The 18,612-nt window shown below is 39.0% G+C and carries 17 protein-coding genes, 2 pseudogenes and 1 other annotated feature; of the genes and pseudogenes, 6 read left to right on the top strand and 13 right to left on the bottom strand.

Annotated features, from left to right (window positions below; all coding sequences use genetic code 11):
- Nucleotides 1-38: 38 nt before the first annotated feature.
- From ilvA to ACM5BR_RS15690, 8 genes and pseudogenes are all read right to left on the bottom strand, one after another.
- The gene (gene ilvA, locus ACM5BR_RS15725) at nt 39-1,247 is read right to left on the bottom strand and encodes a threonine ammonia-lyase (protein ID WP_416828954.1); all 1,209 of its coding nucleotides are present in this window, start codon (nt 1,245-1,247) and stop codon (nt 39-41) included.
- Nucleotides 1,248-1,319: 72 nt separating this feature from the next.
- Nucleotides 1,320-2,252, bottom strand: coding sequence for a D-2-hydroxyacid dehydrogenase (locus tag ACM5BR_RS15720; protein ID WP_416828953.1), 933 nt, complete (start codon nt 2,250-2,252; stop codon nt 1,320-1,322).
- A gap of 40 nt (nt 2,253-2,292) precedes the next feature.
- Nucleotides 2,293-3,678 carry a sigma-54 interaction domain-containing protein gene (locus ACM5BR_RS15715; RefSeq protein ID WP_416828952.1) on the bottom strand — a complete coding sequence of 462 codons (1,386 nt, stop codon included), beginning with the start codon at nt 3,676-3,678 and terminating at the stop codon, nt 2,293-2,295.
- Between the two features lie 120 nt (nt 3,679-3,798).
- Entirely contained in the window at nt 3,799-4,581 is a 783-nt protein-coding gene (locus ACM5BR_RS15710) for a 3-hydroxybutyrate dehydrogenase (protein WP_416828951.1), read from the bottom strand.
- Between the two features lie 14 nt (nt 4,582-4,595).
- On the bottom strand, nt 4,596-5,258 hold the full coding sequence (locus ACM5BR_RS15705) for a 3-oxoacid CoA-transferase subunit B (protein ID WP_416828950.1): 663 nt from the start codon (nt 5,256-5,258) through the stop codon (nt 4,596-4,598).
- Between the two features lie 12 nt (nt 5,259-5,270).
- Nucleotides 5,271-5,972: a CoA transferase subunit A gene (locus ACM5BR_RS15700; protein WP_416828949.1), complete on the bottom strand. Its 702-nt coding sequence runs from the start codon at nt 5,970-5,972 to the stop codon at nt 5,271-5,273.
- A 49-nt stretch (nt 5,973-6,021) separates the two neighbouring features.
- Nucleotides 6,022-6,723, bottom strand: a pseudogene (locus ACM5BR_RS15695) (GntP family permease); the annotation flags it as partial.
- A gap of 92 nt (nt 6,724-6,815) precedes the next feature.
- A pseudogene (locus ACM5BR_RS15690) lies at nt 6,816-7,461 on the bottom strand (GntP family permease); the annotation flags it as partial.
- Nucleotides 7,462-7,896: 435 nt separating this feature from the next.
- Between ACM5BR_RS15690 and ACM5BR_RS15685 the strand changes: the two are divergent.
- Entirely contained in the window at nt 7,897-8,088 is a 192-nt protein-coding gene (locus ACM5BR_RS15685; protein ID WP_416828948.1) for a hypothetical protein, read from the top strand.
- On the top strand, nt 8,088-8,282 hold the full coding sequence (locus tag ACM5BR_RS15680; protein WP_416828947.1) for a YwbE family protein: 195 nt from the start codon (nt 8,088-8,090) through the stop codon (nt 8,280-8,282). The genes ACM5BR_RS15685 and ACM5BR_RS15680 overlap by 1 nt, the downstream gene beginning before the upstream one ends.
- A 51-nt stretch (nt 8,283-8,333) precedes the next feature.
- Here the strand turns inward: ACM5BR_RS15680 and ACM5BR_RS15675 are convergent, their stop codons facing one another.
- The 5 genes from ACM5BR_RS15675 to ACM5BR_RS15655 form a co-directional block, all read right to left on the bottom strand.
- Entirely contained in the window at nt 8,334-8,489 is a 156-nt protein-coding gene (locus ACM5BR_RS15675) for a hypothetical protein (RefSeq protein WP_416828946.1), read from the bottom strand.
- A 347-nt stretch (nt 8,490-8,836) separates the two neighbouring features.
- Entirely contained in the window at nt 8,837-9,343 is a 507-nt protein-coding gene (locus ACM5BR_RS15670) for a DUF1700 domain-containing protein (RefSeq protein ID WP_416828945.1), read from the bottom strand.
- 184 nt (nt 9,344-9,527) lie between these two features.
- Nucleotides 9,528-10,487, bottom strand: a complete 960-nt coding sequence (gene msrA / locus ACM5BR_RS15665; RefSeq protein ID WP_416828944.1) for a peptide-methionine (S)-S-oxide reductase MsrA — start codon at nt 10,485-10,487, stop codon at nt 9,528-9,530.
- A gap of 271 nt (nt 10,488-10,758) precedes the next feature.
- Nucleotides 10,759-11,661: a formyltetrahydrofolate deformylase gene (purU, locus tag ACM5BR_RS15660; protein ID WP_416828943.1), complete on the bottom strand. Its 903-nt coding sequence runs from the start codon at nt 11,659-11,661 to the stop codon at nt 10,759-10,761.
- 91 nt (nt 11,662-11,752) lie between these two features.
- Nucleotides 11,753-13,372 (bottom strand): long-chain fatty acid--CoA ligase, encoded by a 1,620-nt coding sequence (locus ACM5BR_RS15655; protein WP_416828942.1) that lies wholly within the window; start codon nt 13,370-13,372, stop codon nt 11,753-11,755.
- A gap of 291 nt (nt 13,373-13,663) precedes the next feature.
- Here ACM5BR_RS15655 and ACM5BR_RS15650 point away from each other — a divergent pair, with 291 nt between their 5' ends.
- The 4 genes from ACM5BR_RS15650 to ACM5BR_RS15635 all read left to right on the top strand — a co-directional run bounded on the left by ACM5BR_RS15650 (nt 13,664) and on the right by ACM5BR_RS15635 (nt 18,600).
- A complete protein-coding gene (locus tag ACM5BR_RS15650) occupies nt 13,664-14,419 on the top strand; it encodes a sulfite exporter TauE/SafE family protein (RefSeq protein WP_416829061.1) in 756 nt (251 codons plus the stop codon).
- A gap of 24 nt (nt 14,420-14,443) precedes the next feature.
- Nucleotides 14,444-15,832, top strand: coding sequence for a glycosyltransferase family 4 protein (locus ACM5BR_RS15645; protein ID WP_416828941.1), 1,389 nt, complete (start codon nt 14,444-14,446; stop codon nt 15,830-15,832).
- A gap of 167 nt (nt 15,833-15,999) precedes the next feature.
- Nucleotides 16,000-16,242, top strand: a binding site (T-box leader).
- A 53-nt stretch (nt 16,243-16,295) separates the two neighbouring features.
- Complete coding sequence (gene brnQ, locus ACM5BR_RS15640) at nt 16,296-17,612, top strand: branched-chain amino acid transport system II carrier protein (protein WP_416828940.1); 1,317 nt, start codon at nt 16,296-16,298, stop codon at nt 17,610-17,612.
- Nucleotides 17,613-17,799: 187 nt separating this feature from the next.
- On the top strand, nt 17,800-18,600 hold the full coding sequence (locus ACM5BR_RS15635) for an amino acid ABC transporter substrate-binding protein (protein WP_416828939.1): 801 nt from the start codon (nt 17,800-17,802) through the stop codon (nt 18,598-18,600).
- Nucleotides 18,601-18,612 lie beyond the last annotated feature (12 nt).

Raw genomic sequence — 18,612 nt, 5'->3', positions numbered from 1 at the left:
ACGAAAGAACAAGGGCTTGTCTGTTCTTTCGTTAAGATTTATTGTATGAATGTAGTAGTTAATCCTTCACTTTCTAATTTATCCATAATATTCTTAATATGTTTTGGATCCTTTGTTTCTAATGAAATTTGCAGTTGTGCATACCCTGGAAATACATGTTTCCCCATACGTTGATGGTTAATTTGCAGCACATTTGCTTCCATCAAAGAAATAATCTGTAATATTTTCTCCAATTCACCGGGCTTGTCTCGAATCAACGTAGTAAATTGTACAAAGCGACCTGCCTCTGCCATACCGTGTTCAATAACTCGAGATATGAAATTTACGTCTACATTTCCCCCACTTAAAATGGCAACTACTTTTTTTCGGGCAAGCGGTGTTTTATGATAGAGTAGGGTTGCTAACGAACTTGCTCCTGCACCTTCCACGAGTAGCTTGTTTCGTTCAAGGAGCAATAGCATCGAGCGAGCAATTTCCATCTCATCTACACAGACAATATCATCTACATAACGTCTAATCATTTGAAATGTTAAATCTCCTGGTCGTTTCACAGCAATGCCGTCCGCCATAGTAGGGGATAGATTTACAGATACTACTTTATTTTCAAGCAAAGACTGCTTCATACTTGGACATGCCCTTGCTTGAACACCATACACCTTAATCTTCGGATTGTATTCCTTGATTGCAAGGGAAACGCCGGCGATGAGTCCCCCGCCTCCAACTGGACAAATAACTGCTTCCACATCCTGCATCTGTTCAATTATTTCTAAGCCAAGCGTTCCTTGACCTGCAATGATCGCTTCATCATCAAACGGATGAATAAAAACGGCCCCGTTTTTATTTTGAAGCTCCTTTGCATAGGAAAGTGCTTCATCCACCGAATTTCCGTAAAGAATTACCTCTGCACCATACTGCCTTGTTGCTTGAATTTTACTTAATGATGCTCCTTTAGGCATGACAATCGTACAAGGAACATCTAGCATGCCACTAGAATAAGCTACGCCTTGGGCGTGATTTCCTGCTGATGCTGCAACAATTCCAGCTTGAAGCTGTTCTTTAGGTATTGACATCAATTTATTGTAGGATCCTCGGACTTTAAATGATCCCGTTTTTTGTAGATTTTCAAGTTTTATGTATACATCATTGCCTGACAGCTTACTAAATGTTTTGGAATAATCGATCGGTGTTGTATGAACAATTCCCTTCATTCCTTCTCGGGCTTGCAGTAATTCTTTTCTTGAAAGCATAAAAAAGCCCTCCCTTTGCAATGCTAACTTAGTATATTGCAAAGAAAGAGATACTTATGCGAATTACTTCAATTAATAGCCAGCTTCAATGTTCACTCGGTTCAAAAGCGGTTCCCCATTTTCTAACCGATCCAATGTTTCTAAAAAACAATCAATCGCCTCTTCAGGTGAAGTAAGAGCAGAAATATGAGGAGTAATGGTAACATTAGGAAGCGTCCAAAGCGGAGATTCTTCAGGAAGCGGCTCCTGCGCTACTACATCTAGAACTGCTAAGCGTATATACTCTTCCATAAGCGCTTCTATGAGTGCTGCTTCTTTAACCGTTCTTCCACGTCCTACATTAATAAAGCCGGCACCGCGAAGCTGCGAAAAGAAGGAATCATTAAAATACTCATAAGTATCCTTCGTCAGCGGAAGAGTTGAAATAACCCAATCTACATTTGAAAGCACTTGTTTGACATCACTATTTTTTATAATTTGATGAAAATACTGCTTTCTTGATCCTGTCCGTGATACACCTATCGTTCTGACTCCGAAAAATGATAATGTTCTAGCAATCTCTTGTCCAATCACACCTGTTCCAAATATGACAACCGTTTGCGATGCTAGCATGGCAGGTTCCCACTCCTGCCAGTTTTTATTTGTTTGTTGACTCTCAAATTGAACATGACGCTGGACATCACGTAGTATATAACTTAAGCAATATTCACTAATTCTTTTTCCAAAAGAGCATAAGGTTCGTGTAAGAAGAACATCCTTATCCCATTCGCGATCAAATAAAAAGCTGTCTACACCTGCTCCTAAAGCGTGTACCCATTTTAAAAAAGAAAGATTGAAATGAGCAGACGGCCGAAACCCAACATAGGCATCTGCCCACTTACAATCTTCTGCCGTTACTTCTTGTTCAGATAAGAAGCGAAACTGTTTTTCTATTCCTTTTTTGCTTATGATCTTCTTCATATCCATTTGAATTTTGCCTGTTATTAAAATGTTCTGAATGTTCATCGTTGTATTTTCCCCCTGCTTTTGAAAACTGCTCTCCCTACTAGTCAATCTCATATCGTTTACATTTTTCATAAAAACTTGTTTTCCCGATTTGAAGTAGCTTAGCTGCAAACTGTTTATTCCCCTTCGCTTGTTTCAAAGCTTGTTGCAGCGCATGCTTTTCTGCAGCTATCATACTTTGCTTTAACGGCTGCACAGAAAGATCCTGCTCGAATGAATCATACTGCCTAGCAGGCTTATCAACCAAATAAAGCGGTAAATGCTCTAAACGAACAACCTGTTCATCAAGCACATTGACAGCTCGTTCGAGTACATTTTCAAGTTCCCGAACATTTCCAGGCCAAGAATGCCCCTTTAACTTATAAACGACTTCATCAGATAATTCAAGATTACTCCGATTAAATGTACGCTCTAATTTTTGCAATAACGCTTTGGCTACTAATTCAATATCATCTCGTCTTTCACGCAGCGGAGGGATTTCAATTTTCATAACATGCAGCCTGTAATATAAATCCTGTCGAAACGTTCCTTCCTCAACCATCTGTTCAAGATTTCGATGAGTTGCGGCAATAATTCGGACGTTAATCGCTATCGGAGAGTGACCGCCAATCTTCTCAATTTCTTTTTCTTGCAATACACGAAGTAGCTTACTTTGCATAGAAAGAGGCATATCTCCAATTTCATCTAGAAAAATGGTTCCGTGATGCGCAAGCTCAAACTTCCCTTTTTTTCCACCTTTACGAGCTCCCGTAAAAGCACCCTCTACATAGCCGAACAATTCAGATTCGAGTAAATTCTCTGGAATGGATGCACAATTTACACGCACAAACGGAAAAGGACTGCGCGGACTTGTTCCATGAATGGCATGGGCAAATAATTCCTTACCTGTTCCGGATTCACCTACTAGAAGAACAGCAGATTGACTACAAGCTACCCGTTCAGCCAGTCGTTTTGTCTCGCAAAACAGTGGATGATTACCAATTAAATCGTCAAAAGTATATTTACTTTGCAGCTCCTTTTGTAAACGATTCTTATAATATTTCAATTCTTCTAAAATGGGCTGCACTTTATTAGAATAATTCATCCAGTCTTGAGAGTTGCGAAACATAACTGTGCCGACCGCACCTACAAGCTCCCCGTTCACATACAACGGATAGCGGTTTGCAATCATTTCCTTTCCTTTTATAAAGTGAATCGATGCTACCTCGGCTTGGCCCGTTCTCATCACGATACTCATTCTTGTATTTTCAATGATTGCTTCTACATGTTTGCCAATCGCCTCTGTTACGGTCGTATGTAAATAATCACAATAGGCTCGATTTATGTACCGAATGATTCCATTTTTATCTACAATGACGATCCATTCTGCTGCTACGTTCAATACTTCTTCTAACCATTCGTAAGGAAACTGATTTTGCGTAATCACATACCTCCATCCCTTCTTACGTCCCATCGAAAACTACCAATTTGTTACTATATATACAATAGTATCAAAAAAATAAAGGTGATGATACATTCTGTATCATCACCTTATGTAGGTAACACTTTATTGTGCCGTATAGCCGCCATCTATGACAACCGCTTGACCCGTTATTCCCTTCCCTTTCTCACTCGCTAAAAATACTGCATAGTCTGCAACTTCTTCGACAGAAAGAAGTCGCTTTTGCGGTACTAATGGATAGATGACTTGCTCAAGTACTTCTTCTAGCGGTACCTGTCTCGTTTTAGCTAAATCGGACAATTGATTTTGTACAAGTGGAGTATTCACGTATCCTGGACAAAGCGCATTGACAGTGATGCCATGTGCGGCTCCTTCTAACGCAGCTACCTTCGTCAATCCAATCACTCCGTGCTTCGCACTATTATAGGCAGCCTTACCGGCAAATCCGACTAATCCATTAATCGATGCCATATTTATGATACGTCCATATCCTTGCGATTTAAAAATAGGAAAGGCATGTTTGATCCCGACAAATGAGGCAGTTAGCATCACTTTAATAAGCAGTTCAAATTTCTCTGTTGGAAACTCTTCAATAGGAGATACATATTGAAGACCAGCATTATTTACAAGGATGTCTAATCTACCAAATTCCTCTAGAGCTGTCTGGAAGCTTTCCTGTACCTTTGCTTCATTCGTTACATCACATGCAACCGCAATCGCTCTTGCACCTTCCTCGCGTATCGTTTCTGCAGCAATCTCTGCTGCTTCCTTGTTCAAATCAGCGATAACGATGTTCGCTCCTTCCTTCGAAAACGAACGAGCAATTTCCAGTCCAATCCCACTGGCAGCGCCTGTAATAAGAGCCACTCTATTAGCTAGTGTACCCAAGTCTTAGTCCCTCCTTATGTTAACGAAACTCCTATTTGTACATTTGGACTAACAACAAAGCTTGCTTCTGTTTTATTTATGACTTCTTCCACTGTGACACCTTCTGAAGTTTCTACTAAAACCATTCCTTCTTCTGTAAAATCAAAAACAGCCAAATCGGTAATGAGACGATGTACGACCTGCTTACCCGTAAGAGGAAGTGTACATGCTTTCTTCACCTTCGATTCCCCGTACTTGTTCACATGCTCCATAATGACAACAATCTGCTTTGCTCCATTCACAAGGTCCATAGCTCCGCCCATTCCCTTTACCATCTTGCCTGGTATCATCCAGTTTGCTAGATCGCCGGATTCTGAGACTTCCATTCCGCCTAATATAGCAAGATCAATATGACCACCGCGAATCATTGCAAATGACTCAGCACTGTCAAAGAAGGCAGCTCCCGGAACGGCTGTTACCGTTTCTTTGCCGGCATTAATTAAATCGGGATCCTCTGTTCCCGAGGTAGGGTATGGTCCAATACCAAGCATCCCATTTTCGGATTGCAAAAGAACATCATAATCTGGTGGTATTTCATTCGCAACTAAAGTTGGTATTCCAATTCCTAAATTAACATTCATCCCATCGTGAATTTCTTTCACAGCTCGCTTTACAATTTGCACTCTTACATCCTTCATCTTCCATACCTCCTATGCTTTCGTAACTGTACGTCGTTCGATACGCTTTTCATAATTGTTTCCGCATAACACTCGCTGTACATAAATTCCAGGAGTATGTATCTCATCTGGATCTAGTTCGCCAATTCCTACCATCTCTTCTACTTCTGCAATCGTAATTTTTCCAGCCATAGCTGCCATAGGATTAAAGTTTCGTGCTGTTTTTCGATATACAAGATTACCGAGCGGATCTGCCTTCCATGCCTTTACAAGGGCAAAGTCGCCAACGATGCCGCGCTCCAATAGATAAGATCGACCATTAAATTCCTTATGCTCCTTCCCCTCTGCAATAGGAGTTCCAACCCCTGTAGCAGTATAAAAGCCCGGAATACCAGCTCCGCCTGCACGAATACGCTCGGCCAGCGTTCCTTGAGGAACAAGCTCTACTTCTAACTCTCCGCTTAGAAATTGCCTTTCAAATATTTTATTTTCACCTACATAAGAAGAAACCATTTTTTTAATTTGGCGATTGGCTAATAGTAAGCCTAAGCCCCAATTATCTACGCCGCAATTGTTGCTTACAATCGTCAGATTGTCTGTACCTTGCTCACATAGTGCGAGAATCGCTTTTTCAGGAATACCACATAATCCAAAACCGCCAACAATAATTGTTGCTCCATCATATATATCTGTTACCGCTTCTTGAAAGGAATCCATAACCTTACTCTTTTTCATCACATATTCTCCCTTCTATCACTCTATCAATCTCTTATTCATTCAATAATTAGACAATTCCCGTTATGCTATACACACCGATAATGAAGAAAACCGCTAATGTTTTAAAGATGGTAATCGCAAAAATATCTCGGTACGACTGACGATGCGTTAAACCCGTAACCGCAAGCAAGGTTATGACAGCACCGTTGTGCGGAAGCGTATCCATCCCGCCTGATGCCATTGAAATGACGCGGTGCATGACTTCTGGTGGTATATTAGACGTATGAATGGCTTGTAAATATTTCTCAGACATTGCACTAAGCGCAATTCCCATTCCACCGGAAGCAGATCCCGTAACACCAGCTAAAGCTGTCGTTGTAACAGCTCCATTAACGAGTGGATTCGTAAAGGTTTCCCCGATTCCCTTACTAATAACATTAAATCCCGGAAGAGACGAGATAACTCCTCCAAATCCATATTCAGCACCGGTATTCATTGCTGCAAGTAATGCACCGCCAATGCTCGCATTAATACCAGCTTGGAAATTTACCTTTATCCGGTTCCAGTCATACATAATCGTCGTGATAATTCCGATTAGTAATGCCATTTCTACGGACCAAATAGCAACAACTGAAGATAGATCAATTTTCCCAAAGGCTTTCAGTCCAATAGATTCAAAGTTAAAGCCATTCGGATACCATTGCGGAAGGAATACGGTAAAAACTTTGTTCATAACACCAACCAAAACCAGAGGGACAAACGCTAACACTTGACGAGCAACGCTCTGTTTTGTCGAAGGTAAGAAAGATGGCTCTTCAGTTTGAACAGGGATGTCTTGCGAAGCAGCAATTTCAGCCCCCTCAAATCCGTAATACCCTTCACCGGCCTTCTCTGCTTTTTTACGACGGGATTCCAAATACCATAACCCTAGGCATAGCACAAATACGGCGCCAATAATCCCTAAAGTCGGAGCTGAATAGATTGTCGTTTTAAAAAAGGTTGTGGGAATAACGTTTTGAATTTGCGGTGTCCCAGGCAATGCATCCATCGTAAAGGTAAACGCACCTAAGGCAATTGTTCCTGGAATTAAACGTTTCGGTATATTTCCTGCCCGAAACATATTCGCTGCAAATGGATAAACAGCAAACACAACAACAAATAAACTTACACCGCTATATGTTAAAATTGCTCCCATTAATACGATTGCTAAAATGGCCCGCTTCGCTCCTACAAGCTGCACGATTGTTTTTGCAATCGATTCTGCTAAACCTGACATTTCTACAACCTTACCGAAAATCGCACCAAGTAGGAAAACCGGAAAATATAACTTAATAAATCCAACCATTTTCTCCATGAATACATTTGAAAAGAACGGAAGTACAAATTCAGGATTTGTTAATAACACCGCAAAAAGAGCACAAATCGGCGCAAACAAAATGACTGAAAACCCCCGATACGCAACAAACATCAATAGGCAAAGAGCAAGTAAGATGATGACTATTTCCATTAGTAGCCCCCTTAATTAATGTGTAGCTTGAAAGAACATAAGAGAAAACGTTTTCATTCTTATAAGGTTGTACTCCCTCCCATCTATGTATAAAGTGCAAATTTGCATCCCCTGCTTTTATTAAAGCAAGTAGTGTGCCAAATTTTGTAATTCAAAAAATAAACATCATTTTTGATTATAATTTATTTGAAATGTTGGAATATAAATACAAATTAGGTTTATCATAAAATGTAGTATACAACTTACATTTCCGTAATTACGGAATTAACCGCCTTATTTTTTCCGTTATTATGGAATATTCCGCTTTTACGGAACCTCTTTTTATCTAATCATTCTGTTCGTGTCATTCTTTTTATTTTCATTACGTAAATAGCTTTATGAAGCATTTTATATTATAATTATTCTCTATCATACCGTTGAAGGAGACTACTATTTATGCCAGGTACAGATCATAATGAGCAAGGTAAGAAAGTAAGCCTACAAGAAATCATGAAACAAAAATTGGAAAGCAAAAAACAAAATCAAGCAAATGGAAAGTCCAGCTTACGTGGTTCACAAAAAACGAAGAGTATGGAAAGTCAGCTTACGAAAAAACCGAATAACCAACGTAGAAAGACGGGTATGTAATGAACGGAAATGACCGAGCAGCTATTACTCCAGGACTTTCGGTTCAAATCGTACTTAAGCAAGATCAACGAACAGGAAAGAGAACAAGCGGAATTGTAAAGGATATTCTCACAAATTCCGCATTTCATCCACATGGTATTAAGGTACGTCTCCAAGATGGCCAAGTCGGAAGAGTACAAGAAATTATGAAATGAAGCTTTAGAAATTAGCTTCTAAAAAAAAGCAGATGCCTTATGGCAGCTGCTTTAACCCTTTCTTAAGCTATTTTTGTATGTTTCTACTGTCACAACATCCGGCAAATCAAATTTGTGTTCGTCTATATCCTTCTCTATCACAGCACCCTTTGGCAGCTGCGGTTCATGCCCCTTCTTTTTATGATGAAACGCCTTTCCTCTACCCATTTTGTTCACTCCCTTTCATGAGGATACACTTTAGTATGAGATAAAATCCTGCAAACTATGAATGCAAAAATTGTACAGTAGCTTTTGTAATATTTCCGTGGAAATATGTATATTATGGAATATTTTTGACAAACCGGGCTTCTTATGTCAACAAAAAAAGACACAACCTTTGCATCATTTTGTATTCAGTGAAAAATCGCCTGAACTAGTGTGTACCTTTACCATATATTTGCCGTCGCCAAGTGATCCCTTAATTTTTTCTTTTGATTTTGATAAGGTGCGAGTACCTGAGAAGTCCCCACCTCACCTCTAGGCGTTAGCGTAGGTGACGGGTAGTTCACTCAGGATTATTCTCCTCTTATCATTTTCATATGTAGGCCAATATAGAAAACCAGCCCTTTATATAACAGTTTTCCTGCAAAAATAAGTCCAATTATTAATAAAACACCTAGTCCGCTCATGATCATCGATAGAAAAAGGGACTGTAGTGCACCTATATCATGAATAAAAAAAAGAGAAATAAGAAGATAAGCAGCAAATGCTATGCCAGCCACTGCAACGCTCCAAAGCGAAATATAAATAGACAACAACATAACGATTGGACCAAGTGCAACAATTAAATTAAATAGTAACAATCCAATCCCTATCATAACTTTTTTGGGCAGCGAATGAGACCGTTTTGGTATGACTGCCTCTCGCATCCCAAGTTCTTTCATAATTTCTTCTTCCACTTTTCCCTTGGCTATCTCTGTCTCATACAAATCTTCAAATAGCTCAATCATGCGTTTCTTATCTTCAATTGATGCCCCTATCATCCGTCTTTCCACAATTCTTCTTATTTCCCCTTTACTCATTGCATATCTCCCTTACCGCTTTGTTACTTTATCTTAAGAAAAAAAGGTCCTGTAACATAGTGAAAGGAGTCATGATTTTATCTATCTATTTCATGACTTTTAGACTATGTGCTTCTATAGCTTGTTTATCAAAAAAAAGATGCCACAACGTGACATCCTTTTGCAAAAAGCGAAAATTCTATTGTTAAAATAAAATAAGAAAATCTCCGTACCCTTCTTTTTCTAATTCGTCTTTCGGAATAAAGCGAATGGCAGCGGAATTAATGCAATAGCGAAGTCCGCCGCGGTCTCTTGGTCCATCCTCAAACACATGACCTAGGTGAGAATCAGCCTCCTTGCTTCGCACCTCAGTACGTACCATTCCATGGCCAAGGTCTACATTTTCTTTAACACTTGCATCCATAATTGGCTTTGTAAAACTCGGCCAGCCGCATCCACTATCAAATTTATCACGTGAGCTAAATAACGGTTCTCCTGAAACGATATCTACATATAATCCTTCTCGATGTTCATTCCAATATTCATTTTGAAATGGAGGCTCTGTTCCATTTTCTTGCGTGACATGAAACTGCATATCGGTAAGCTTATTCTTCAAATGGTCTTTATTCACTTCCCAATGCTTCTTAATAAACGCATCGCGGCCAGAGCCTTTCCGATATAATGCATAGCGAAACGCATTTTTCTTATAGTAATCTTGATGATACTCTTCTGCTTCATAAAATGGCTTAGCAGGGAGAATTTTTGTTGCAATCGGCTTTTGAAAGCGTCCGCTTTCAGCTAGTGCAATTTTAGATGCTTCTGCTTTTTGGCGTTGTTCTTCATTGTGGTAAAAAATCACAGTTTGATACGATTCACCCCGATCATGGAACTGTCCCCCTGCATCAGTTGGATCAATCTGACGCCAGTACATCTCAAGCAGCTCGTCATAAGAAATACGGCTAGGATCAAATGTGATTTGAACAGCCTCATAGTGTCCGGTTGTCTCAAGGCATACTTCCTTGTATGTTGGATTTTCCTTATGACCGCCCGTATAACCGGATACGATTTTTATAATGCCATCTATTTCATCAAACGGTTTGACCATACACCAAAAACAACCGCCCGCAAAAGTTGCAAGCTCTTTCATTTGCTCTACTTCGCTCATGCTTTCACCTCATTCTTATCGTGATTACCTTTCTTACTATGTATTGTATCCCATCAGATGTATGTGTACCAAACGAACTGGACCTTCTATTCTTTAAACAAACGTTTGAATAAACAAAATCTACAGAAAAAAATCCCGAACAATGGCGGTAAGATTCATATATCGCCAATAAACCTAACGAAGGATTATATTGTCAACTTTGTTCCACGATCACATGAAAAACAACGGCTTTACCTTACAAAACCGTTGTTTCTCTATCATTTCTCTTATTCTATGAAAACACAATCGTCTTATTCTCATGCACGATCACACGGTCTTCCAAATGCCATTTCACCGCACGAGATAATACGCTTCGTTCAATTGCACGTCCAATTTTCTTTAAGTCCTCTATTCCGTCCCTATGATTCACTCGTTTAATGTCCTGCTCAATAATCGGACCTTCATCTAAATCGTTTGTAACATAATGTGAAGTTGCACCAATTAGCTTAACACCTCTCTTAAACGCACGTTCATAAGGCTTTGCACCAACGAAAGCTGGTAAAAACGAATGATGAATATTAATAATTTGATTCGGATGCGTATCCACAAATTCTGGTGTTAAAATTTGCATATATCTTGCTAGCACGATCGTATCAATCTCATACTGCTGAAGGAGCTGCTGCTGCTTTTGTTCGACTTCCGCTCTGTTTTCCTTAGAAGCAGGTATGTGGTAAAACGGTATATGTAAGGCTTCCACAACTTCACGTGCATCTTCATGATTACTAATAACAAGTGCTATATCAGTCATTACATCTCCATTTTGCCAATCCCAAAGGAGCTCTCGTAAGCAATGGAGCTCTTTCGAAACAAAAATAGCCATTCTTTTTAGCGTATGAACGTATGTAAACTTCCATTTCATCTGAAACTGCTCAGCAATAGATAAAAATTCTTGTTCAAGCTTCTTTTCCTTTACTTGTAAATTAGGACATTCAAATTCAATTCGGAGAAAAAACATGCCGCCTTCTGGATTCGTTGAATACTGGCTCGATTCAATAATGTTTGCATTATATTCATATAAAAATTTTGAGATACTGGCGACAATACCAGGTCGATCCGGACAGTGAACGACTAATCTGCCTCTATTTTGATTTTGCTGTTTAAAGTCTTGCAAGTATGCTTGAATAGTTGGTTTCATTTGGTAATGACTCCTTTTTATCTATCATTATACTAAAAAATCCCTCTCAATCAAAAATAGATTGAGAGGGATTTCATGTATAGCATTCTATCTATGCTTTTAGTAGATAACTTTTTAATTCATCCCGAAGCGCTCGTTTTAAAAATTTTCCAACGGACGTTTTCGGAATTTCCTCCATAAAAATAATGTCATCAGGTAACCACCATTTTGCAAATTGCGGTATAAGGAACTCATATAAATCTTCTTTTGATACGGATCCTTTATGTGATTCTTTCAGAACTACGCAAGCAAGGGGACGTTCCTGCCATTTTACATGCGGTACAGCAATGACAGACGCTTCTAAAATAGCCTCATGTGCCATTAATGCATTTTCTAAATCAATAGAAGAAATCCATTCTCCTCCACTCTTAATTAGATCCTTTGTACGGTCAGCAATTTTGACAAATCCTTCTTCATCGACTGTTACAACATCGCCTGTATGGAGCCAGCCATCCTTCATCGAATCTTCAGTTCGATCATCGTTATAATAGCTACCTGCAATCCATGGGCCTCGTAAGCAAAGCTCTCCCATATCATTACCATCCCATTTCGTTTCGCCTTCTGAACCAATTACCTTCATTTCAATACCTGGGATAATATAGCCCTGACGGGTACGTAATTCATAGTACTCGTCTTTGCTTACATTCTTTTGATAGGATTTCAACCGATTGAATATAACCGCCGGACTTGTTTCTGTCATTCCATAAATTTGGCGGAAGTCAATCTTAAATGTTTCTTCATACGTCTCAATCATACTCTTTGGCGCTGCCGATCCGCCAGCCCAAATGCTCTTGAGACTACTAATATCACGGTGCTTTTGCTCTATTTCTTGCAGCATATCAATCCATATCGTCGGCACACCTGCTGTCACAGTCACCTTCTCTTGCTGAATAAGATCCGCTAGTATCGCAGCATTAAAATGCGGTCCAGGCAACACAAGCTTCGTTCCAAACCACGTGCAAGCAAACGGCAAGCCCCATGCATTCACATGAAACATTGGAACAACAGGCATACAAACATCAGTTTCTGATAAATTCCCGCCGTCTACAAGACCAAGCGCATAACTATGCAATGTAATACTACGATGTGTATAAATTACACCTTTCGGATCTCCAGTTGTTGCGGATGTATAGCACATACCAGCTGGGTCTAATTCATCCATATCCTTTACAAATGGAAATGTTTCATCTCCTTCTTCTAGAAGCTGTTCATAGTGATAAACCGGTGTTAAACTAGTCTGAGGAATTTCTGGTTGGTCAGTCATAATAATGAAGGCTTGTACGTGGGAAAGCTCATGCTGAATTTGCTCTAATACAGGAACCATATCTTCATCTACAAATATAAATCGATCTTCTGCATGATTAATAATGTAAGAGATATGCTGCGGTGATAAACGAAGATTAACCGTATGTAAAACGGCTCCGATACTTGGAATAGCAAAGTAAGCTTCTAAATGGCGATGATGATTCCAAGCTAACGTACCGACTTTATCTCCTTTTTCTACCCCTAACCTCTTTAAAACGCTCGCAAGTTTGCGCGTGCGCTTTGCAATTTCAAGATATGTAAATGTTCGAATGAAAGAATGTGTACGTGACACAACCTCTTTCTTTGGAAAAAGCTTTTCCGCTCTCTCCATCATCAGCGGCAATAATAACTGTGTATCCATCATCATCTCTAACATACCTCCTAATTAATCTTGTATTGTTCCTGTATTATAGCATAGTATTTTACAAAATAATCCAAATATAATTAGGAGAATATTTACAAATATCGACATATATCTATTTAATCAAACAACCATTCTACATTTCTATACTTGCTTCTCAGCCTAATTTCGCATAGTAAGCAATTTAAATTTCCATATTTCTCCATTTATCGATTTCCTTCTATTAGACAGTAATCTCATTCAATGTTTTAATGATAGAAAGAGTGTATTCTGAAAAAAGAGGTAATACGAATGTCAATGGCAGTTGAAATTATTATTACAATGTTTGCAGTAGGACTTCTATTAGGATTCGTCGGTGCAGGGGGTTCGGGATTTATTATCTCAATCTTAGTACTGTTTGGCATACCTATTCATATTGCATTAGGAACCGCACTTGTTGCGATGATATTTTCATCTCTATCGGGGGCAGTGAGTCACTACCTTGAAGAAAATGTTTCATTAAAGCAAGGAATTGTTGTTGGTATATTTGGAGCGATTGGTGCATGGATTAGCTCGAAGTTTTCTGTTTTTATGCCTGCTGATCAATTAAAATGGATGACAGCAAGTATGTTATATTTGTCAGGAATTGTTCTTTGGCTTCGCATGTTTATTATATCTCGAAAACAATCGATTGATGATAGTAGCACGCCAATGACTGGTATTTTGTTCTTTGTGTCAGCTTGTGGCATCGGATTTATCACAGGTGCCTTATCGGGATTGTTTGGCATTGGATCGACTCCCTTTATCCAAATTGGGCTAATGGCCATTTTAGGAATGTCTGTACGAAAATCAGCAGGAACAACGATGCTTGTCATTATTCTAATCGCCATAGCTGGAGGCACTGGATACTATCATTTAGGCTATCTAAACTTACAACTACTATCGGAGGTAGTTATTGGAACGATGCTCGGATCATACATCGGTGCAAAATTTACAAAGCGCGCTCCCGCTGCTTTTTTGAAAACGTCTATGGTACTGTTCCCAATGATGGGCGGTACGTTATTGCTTATTTAACACTTGTTTAGGAGAGATTCCGTTATGAAAATTCTTGTTTTTTCGATGGCAACCTTTATGAAGGACGTTTCTATGGGAGGCTCACAACGCCATTTACGTGAGCTTTTATTTTATTTTTCTAAGAAAGGTCATACCGTTACCGTCTTAACAAATCATCGAAGCGACAACAGTGAGCCTTTTGAATTATGTGAACATGTTACGGTTTTACCTATTTTACGGTTTAAAGAAACATTTCCAATTCCTTATGACACCCATCCCTTCCATCTTGCTCACTCCTATGAATTAATACGAAGCTATGTAAAGGAGCATGATGTGTTCTATATTCATGATGGACAAATGGATTATGGCTATTTACATCAAGACATTCCAACGGTTACATCCTTAAAAAATTTCGTATATCCTGAAGCTCTCATTTCAGCCTTTCATACAAATCGAGATCGCTTTATCGTCGCTTGCGATTATACGTACCAATGTGTAAAACATACGGTAGGACGTGTGTTGCCTCATATTGACGATATTTTAACTGTTATTAAAAATGGTATTGATTTACATGTGTATAAGCCTACACAAAGCGATTGGAGAAAAAAACTTGGTATTGCAGAAAGTGATACAGTTATCCTGTTCCCACACCGACCAGACCCAAGCAAGGGAATCTATCAATCCTTTGAAGTTGTAGCACGTCTTAAGGAGCTTAGTAATCACAATATCAAATTGCTTATGCCAAAGCATTTTGATGTGAATGTATCGCAAGAAACGGCAGCTTTTTATGAATCATTGCTGGAACATGCAGAAAAGCTAGGCATCCGCGATGCAATCGTATACTATCCTTGGCTTCCAGGTCACGAAATGCCTGGCATTTATTCAATTGCCGATGTAACGCTCTGCATTGGGAATTTTATTGAAGCATTTGGCTATGTACAAATTGAATCCATTGCCTGCGGAACACCTGTGGTAGTTTCTAATGTAGGAGCACAGCGTACTATTGTTCCCGAAGGTTATTATGTAGAAAAAGTAGATTACGGTGATACAGATGCAGCAGTAGAAGCCGTACTTGCCTTACTCCAAGAAACGATTGACATGCAAAAGGTTCATCAATTTTTAGATAAAACCTATAATTATGATGCAAATCTATCAGGATATGAGCAGCTCATCACTTCAGGTACTCGCTATGCAGATGACTTAAGTCGTTCAGCTAAGCCATGTACAGCTTACAAGCTTGCCCCTTGGTGTTATGTATCAAAAAAGGGAATTTATCATGATTACTTCTATAAGTATTTAGAAAAAGATAAACTATATGACTTTTTAGTAGATCAACAGGACAAGCCATTTACAGTAGATGCTCTGCCAGATCAGATTACCGCAGAAGACATTCGGAATGCCGTTGAAGAAGGCATTCTTGTTCCTGATTTATAATGTACCTCTTGCGTTTCAACTACTACTGATTCTATCAAAACCGTTACCATTATTTTAGGATAATTGAATTTTACACAATATATTGACATATCAAAAAATTATTGATAACCTATAACCCATCAAAGACATTTGCTATCACGTAACATTATACAGACTGAAATCTCCATATGAAATCAATGACGAGAAGAGTAGAATATCGTTTTTGTTCCACAGAGAGTCAACAGTTGCTGAAAGTTGATGAATAAATTATATTTGAAAATCATCTCCGAGATGCAAAGCTGAATGATGTAGTAGGCTTTGACGGTATGTCCACCGTTACAAATGGAACACGTATGATGGTACGTTGATTGAGAGCCGCAGTGTATTATGCGGAAGTAGGGTGGTATCGCGAGCTAAAGTTCGTCCCTAATTTAAGGGGACGGGCTTTTTTATTGTCTTTAAACAAAAAAAGGAGCGATCGGTTATGAAACTCAAGGACATCTTTGCTGTAGGACTTATGCTATTTTCCATGTTTTTCGGAGCAGGAAATCTGATCTTCCCTCCCTTTCTCGGAATGAATGCTGGAACATCATTCTGGCCAGCTATTATTGGCTTCGTCGTTACCGGCGTTGGCTTACCGTTTCTTGTTCTTGCAGCAATTTCTCTTGTCAAAGGCGGCGTCCAAGCACTAGGGAGTCGCGTGCATCCTCTATTTGGATTCATCTTTACTCTTATTGTCTATTTATCGATTGGACCATTTTTTGGCATTCCCCGTAATGCCAACGTTGCCTTTGAAATGGGCCTTATGCCATTTGTCTCAAAGGGAATGAATCATTCTCTTCTACTATTTGGATACACAATTTTATTTTTTACCCTTGTTTATTTCGTTAGCATGAATCCATCCAAGATAGTAAATTACATGGGTCGATTGATTACGCCTACTCTTTTGGTTGCCATTGCATTTTTATGCGGCGTAGCTTTCTTCAATCTTCACGCTCCACTAGCAGCACCAACAGCTAGTTACACAGCTGGTCCGTTTTTCAAAGGATTTATTGATGGCTATTCGACACTAGACGCTCTTGCTGCCTTAGCCTTCGGAATCGTTATTATGAATACATTACAGCGAAGCGGAATTAAAGGTAAGAAAGCATTAACAGCATATACGATTAAGGCTGGCCTCGTTGCCGGATCGGCGCTTTCAATCGTATATATAACAATCGGCTGGCTTGGCGCACTTATGAGTGGACAAGGTACATTTAAAAATGGTACTGACCTTCTTGGGGCTGCATCGAATCATCTATTAGGATTAGGCGGCACAGTACTACTCGGCTTTATTTTTACACTCGCTTGCTTTTCAACCTGCGTCGGACTCACGACAGCATGCGGTCAGTTTTTCTCTGAGCTTACGAATAAAGTAAGCTATAAAACGTTTGTTACAATCGTTACGATTGGCAGCTTCTTAATTGCTAACCTAGGCTTAAATCAAATTATTGCTATATCTGTCCCATTTCTTGAGATGGCTTATCCACTTACCATTGTTTTGGTTGTTCTTGTCTTCATTACATCAAGAAGAAAAGTATACGGCTGCGCTATTTTATTAACGGGTATCGTTTCCGTATATGATGGATTGAAAGCATTCCTTCCTTTGCAGTCGTTTGGACACATGATGGATGTATTACCTCTATCGGCTTATGGATTAGGCTGGGTATTACCAGCAATTGTTGGAGCATTACTCGGATTTCTATGGGATAAACTAGATAAAAAACATACTGGATCCTCTGATGAACTACAAGCATCCTAAAATTGTATATTAAACAAAGAAAGGCTGTCTTTTAAGTCAAATTCTGACTAGAAGACAGCCTTTTCTCTTTCTCTAAAGCCCCCTTTTATCTTCCAACACATTTTCATTGACTTTTTTTCAAATTTGCATTAATCTAAAAAAGCAATTTTAAACTTATAAATCCGATAAAATTAGTGGGGGATAAAATATGAAGAAACTACTTACTATCATTCTTTCTTTCAGCCTTGTGCTCGCACTAGCAGCATGCGGTACAAAAAAAGACGACAAAACTGCTTCAACTTCAAACAACCTTTATGACCAAATTAAAGCAAAAGGCGAAATTACCATTGGTACAGAAGGAACGTACGCACCATTTACATTTCATGATAAATCTGGAGCATTAACAGGTTTTGATATCGAAATTGCACAAGAAGTGTTTAAACGCTTAAATATTAAACCAAAATTTGTTGAAACTAAATGGGATGGCATGATTGCAGGACTTGATGCAAAACGCTATGATATGGTTGCTAATGAAGTAGCCGTTCGTCCTGACCGCCAACAAAAATATGATATGTCTGATCCATACATCGTATCAAAAGGCGTTCTAGTCGTTAATGAAAATAACAATACAATTAAATCCTTAGATGACTTAAAAGGTAAAAAGGTTGCACAGTCCTTAGACAGTAACTATCGTAAAATTGCTGAAGACCACGGTGCTACAAACACACCTGTGGATGGATTTAATCAAGCGATTGATTTAATTTCATCTGGTCGCGTGGATGCAACATTAAATGATAGTCTATCTTACTTAGATTTGAAAAAACAACGTCCGGATGTAAAAGTAAAAACAGTATACGAAGAGCCAAATGCAACGAGCAACGCCTTCTTATTCCGTAAAAATAGCGATGACTTAGTGAAAGCAGTCAATAAAGCACTTGCAGATATGAAAAACGATGGAACCTACTTAAAGATATCTCAAAAATGGTTCGGTACAGATGTATCGAAGTAAAGGGCTGAAGCA

Source organism: Ectobacillus polymachus, from assembly GCF_048159605.1.
Classification (GTDB): domain Bacteria; phylum Bacillota; class Bacilli; order Bacillales; family Bacillaceae_G; genus Ectobacillus; species Ectobacillus polymachus.
The sequence above is the reverse complement of the archived record's forward strand: the minus strand, read 5'-3'. Positions and strand labels throughout refer to the sequence as shown.

Excerpts from the sequence above, each read along its gene's own strand:
- ACM5BR_RS15645 (WP_416828941.1), top strand. The coding sequence starts at position 14,444 with ATGAAAATTCTTGTTTTTTCGATGGCAACCTTTATGAAGGACGTTTCT.
- ACM5BR_RS15705 (WP_416828950.1), bottom strand. The coding sequence starts at position 5,258 with ATGAAGGATGTAAGAGTGCAAATTGTAAAGCGAGCTGTGAAAGAAATT.
- ACM5BR_RS15650 (WP_416829061.1), top strand. The coding sequence starts at position 13,664 with ATGGCAGTTGAAATTATTATTACAATGTTTGCAGTAGGACTTCTATTA.
- ACM5BR_RS15655 (WP_416828942.1), bottom strand. The coding sequence starts at position 13,372 with ATGATGATGGATACACAGTTATTATTGCCGCTGATGATGGAGAGAGCG.
- ACM5BR_RS15680 (WP_416828947.1), top strand. The coding sequence starts at position 8,088 with ATGAACGGAAATGACCGAGCAGCTATTACTCCAGGACTTTCGGTTCAA.
- ACM5BR_RS15700 (WP_416828949.1), bottom strand. The coding sequence starts at position 5,972 with ATGAAAAAGAGTAAGGTTATGGATTCCTTTCAAGAAGCGGTAACAGAT.
- purU (WP_416828943.1), bottom strand. The coding sequence starts at position 11,661 with ATGAAACCAACTATTCAAGCATACTTGCAAGACTTTAAACAGCAAAAT.
- brnQ (WP_416828940.1), top strand. The coding sequence starts at position 16,296 with ATGAAACTCAAGGACATCTTTGCTGTAGGACTTATGCTATTTTCCATG.
- ACM5BR_RS15635 (WP_416828939.1), top strand. The coding sequence starts at position 17,800 with ATGAAGAAACTACTTACTATCATTCTTTCTTTCAGCCTTGTGCTCGCA.
- ACM5BR_RS15720 (WP_416828953.1), bottom strand. The coding sequence starts at position 2,252 with ATGAACATTCAGAACATTTTAATAACAGGCAAAATTCAAATGGATATG.
- ACM5BR_RS15675 (WP_416828946.1), bottom strand. The coding sequence starts at position 8,489 with ATGGGTAGAGGAAAGGCGTTTCATCATAAAAAGAAGGGGCATGAACCG.
- ACM5BR_RS15685 (WP_416828948.1), top strand. The coding sequence starts at position 7,897 with ATGCCAGGTACAGATCATAATGAGCAAGGTAAGAAAGTAAGCCTACAA.
- ilvA (WP_416828954.1), bottom strand. The coding sequence starts at position 1,247 with ATGCTTTCAAGAAAAGAATTACTGCAAGCCCGAGAAGGAATGAAGGGA.
- msrA (WP_416828944.1), bottom strand. The coding sequence starts at position 10,487 with ATGAGCGAAGTAGAGCAAATGAAAGAGCTTGCAACTTTTGCGGGCGGT.
- ACM5BR_RS15670 (WP_416828945.1), bottom strand. The coding sequence starts at position 9,343 with ATGAGTAAAGGGGAAATAAGAAGAATTGTGGAAAGACGGATGATAGGG.